This window comes from Aestuariivirga sp., from assembly GCF_037139295.1.
Lineage (GTDB): Bacteria > Pseudomonadota > Alphaproteobacteria > Rhizobiales > Aestuariivirgaceae > Aestuariivirga.
In genome coordinates, this window is the sequence record NZ_JBAXGR010000208.1 from 1 (window position 1) to 3297 (window position 3297).

The window sequence follows — 3297 nt, forward strand, 5'->3', positions numbered from 1 at the left end:
GAAGTGCGCGTCAACCCGGTCGGCACGGTGGAGATCCTCACGGGTTCCCACAGCCACGGCCAGGGCCACGAGACGACCTTCGCGCAGCTGGTGTCGGACCGCCTCGGCGTCGACATCAACAACGTGGCGATCGTCCATGGCGACACCGACAAGGTGCAGTTCGGCATGGGCACCTACGGCTCGCGCTCGGGCGCTGTCGGCATGACGGCGATCTCCAAGGCCCTCGACAAGGTGGAAGCCAAGGCCAAGCGCATTGCCGCCGCCGTGATGGAAAGCTCGGTGGACGACATCGAGTTCAAGAACGGCACCTTCACCGTGAAGGGCACCGACAAGAAGATGGCCTTCGGCGAAGTGGCGCTGTCGGCCTATGTCGCGCACAAGTTCAACTCGGCTGAAATCGAGCCGGGCCTGAAGGAGAGCGCCTTCCATGACCCGTCCAACTTCGTGTTCCCGGCCGGCGTTCACATCGCCGAGATCGAGATCGACGGCGAGACGGGCGTCACCACGGTCGCCAACTACACGGCGGTCGACGACTTCGGCAACGTCATCAACCCGATGATCGTCGAAGGCCAGGTGCATGGCGGCATCACCCAGGGCATCGGCCAGGCGCTTATCGAGGGCTGTGTCTATGACAAGGAGTCGGGCCAGCTCGTGACCGGTTCCTACATGGACTACCAGATGCCGCGCGCGGCGGACGTTCCGTCCTTCAACCTCGGCTTCACCTGCACCCCGTGCCCGAGCAACCCGCTCGGCATGAAGGGCTGCGGCGAGGCCGGCGCCATCGGCTCTCCGCCCGCGATCATGAACGCGGTGACGGATGCGCTGGGTGTGAAGGACGTGGCCATGCCGGCAACGCCGCTCGTCGTGTGGAACCAGTTGCAGCACCTCAAGAAGGCTGCGGAATAAGGCGGGAGAACCAGACACATGGAAAACTTCAATTACCATCGCCCCGCCTCGGTTGACGACGCCGTCAAGGCTGCCAAGGCAAAGCCCGACGCCAAGTACATGTCGGGCGGCATGACGCTGATCCCCACGATGAAGCAGGGTCTTGCTTCGCCGTCGGACATCATCGACCTCGGCGCTCTCAAGAACGTCGGCATTTCGCTCGGTTCGTCGCTGGTCATCAAGGCCGGTACGACCCACGCCGAAGTGGCCGCCAGTGCCGACGTCAAGAAGGCGATCCCGGCGCTTGCCGGGCTTGCCGCCAACATCGGCGACCCCCACGTGCGCCACAAGGGCACGATCGGTGGTTCGATTGCCAACAACGATCCGGCGGCGGATTATCCCGCGGCCTGCGTCGGCCTCGGCGCCACCATTCACACCAATGCCCGCAAGATCGCGGCAGAGGACTTCTTCACCGGCATGTTCTCGACTGCGCTCGCAGACGGGGAAGTGGTGACGGCTGTCGAGTTCCCGCTGCCGAAGAAGGCAGGCTACGCCAAGTTCCCAAACCCGGCCTCGCGCTATGCCATGATCGGCGTGTTCGTGGCCGATACGGCGGGTGGCGTTCGCGCCTCGGTGACGGGTGCAGGCTCGGGCGTGTTCCGCGCCAAGGACGTCGAAGCAGCACTGGGCAAGGGCTTCGCCTCGGCCTCGCTCAACGGTGTCAAGGTCTCGGCCAAGGACATCTCGAGCGACCTCCACGCCTCCGCCGAATATCGTGCTCATTTGATCACGGTCATGGCGAAGCGCGCCGTGGACGCGGCGAAGTAAACTTGACGATTGCGTGAGAGAGGCCCGCGCATCGGTCGCGGGCCTTTTTCTGTTTTCCCCTCGCGAGGGGCGCCAGAGGGTGGAGTGACGAATGACCAGCAAACTGCCGACCAGCATCGACGAGACCGTGACGCTCCTGCGCTCCACCGGCTATATCGCGGGGCGCGACCTTGCGACGGTGGTGTTCCTGTCGCTCAAGATGGGCCGGCCTCTGTTCCTCGAGGGGGAGGCGGGTGTCGGCAAGACCGAGATCGCCAAGGTCCTGGCCGAGACGCTGGGTCGCAAGCTCATCCGCCTGCAGTGCTACGAAGGCCTCGACATCAATTCGGCCGTCTATGAGTGGAACTATTCCGCGCAGATGATCGAGATCCGATTGGCCGAAGCGGCGGGCGAGCTTGACCGCGAACGACTGGGCAATGACATTTTCGCCGAGAGGTTCCTGATCAAGCGGGCGCTGCTGCAAGCGCTGGAAGCACCCAAGGGTCAGGCCCCGGTGCTGCTGATCGACGAGCTGGATCGCACGGACGAGGCCTTCGAGGCCTTCCTGCTGGAGGTGCTTTCCGACTACCAGGTGACCATTCCGGAGCTTGGCACCATCAAGGCCGAGGAGCCGCCGATCGTCATCATCACGTCGAACCGCACCCGCGAGGTGCATGACGCGCTGAAGCGGCGCTGCCTCTATCACTGGGTGGGTTACCCCGATGCCAAGCGCGAGCTTGAGATCCTCAAGGCGCGCCGCCCCAAGGCATCCGATGCGCTGGGCAGGGAAGTGGTTCTGTTCGTGCAGGCGTTGCGCGGCGGCGACCTCTACAAGTCGCCGGGCGTGGCGGAGACACTGGACTGGGTGACGGCACTGCATGAGCTCGACGCCATGTCGCTCGACCCGCAGATGGTGAACGACACGCTGGGCGTTCTGCTCAAGTACCAGGACGACATCAGCCGCATGCAGGGCACCGAGGCCAAGCGCATCCTTGACCAGATCAAGGATGAAATCCGGACGATGTCGCATACATAAGGGCCATGCAGAACCCGTTCTCCAGCCCTGCCAACGAAAACCAGCGCCCGCTGTCGGGCCGGCTGGCGGAGAACATCATGCATTTTGCCCGCGTGCTGCGCGAGGCGGGCATTCCGGTGGGCCCGGGTGCCGTGCTCGATGCGCTGGATGCTGCCCAGTCGGGCTCTCTCAAGACGCGCGATGACTTCTACTGGACGCTGCACGCCGTCTTTGTGAAGCGGCGCGACCAGCGCGAGGTGTTCGACCAGGCGTTCCACGTGTTCTGGAAGAAGCCCAAGATGCTGGAGCAGCTGATGCAGCTGTTCTTCCACCAGATTGCCCGCAACGCGCCCGAGGAGGCCAAGAAGGCCGGCTTCCGCCGCCTTGCCGAGGCGATGTTCGACAAGCAGGAAACGCAGAGCCGCCAGCGTGACAAGAAGGACGAGCTTGAGGTTGACGCGACCTTCACGGCATCCGCCGACGAGGTTCTGCGGAAGAAGGACTTCGAGCAGATGACGGTGGCCGAGCAGGCGCAGGCACGCCAGGCCATCGCCCGGCTGCGCATGCACCGCACCGAGATCATGACAAGT

At 64.2% G+C, this 3297-nt stretch carries 3 protein-coding genes and 1 pseudogene; all 4 read left to right on the forward strand.

Going from position 1 to position 3297, the window contains the following annotated elements:
* Nucleotides 1–906 (forward strand): molybdopterin cofactor-binding domain-containing protein (locus WCJ41_RS20850; protein ID WP_336907761.1); only part of this gene is annotated, 906 nt, incomplete at its 5' end.
* Between the two features lie 18 nt (nucleotides 907–924).
* A complete protein-coding gene (locus tag WCJ41_RS20855) occupies nucleotides 925–1713 on the forward strand; it encodes a xanthine dehydrogenase family protein subunit M (RefSeq protein WP_336907762.1) in 789 nt (262 codons plus the stop codon).
* Nucleotides 1714–1804: 91 nt separating this feature from the next.
* Nucleotides 1805–2728: a MoxR family ATPase gene (locus WCJ41_RS20860; RefSeq protein WP_336907763.1), complete on the forward strand. Its 924-nt coding sequence runs from the start codon at nucleotides 1805–1807 to the stop codon at nucleotides 2726–2728.
* Between the two features lie 5 nt (nucleotides 2729–2733).
* Nucleotides 2734–3297 (forward strand): annotated as a pseudogene (locus WCJ41_RS20865) (VWA domain-containing protein); the annotation flags it as partial.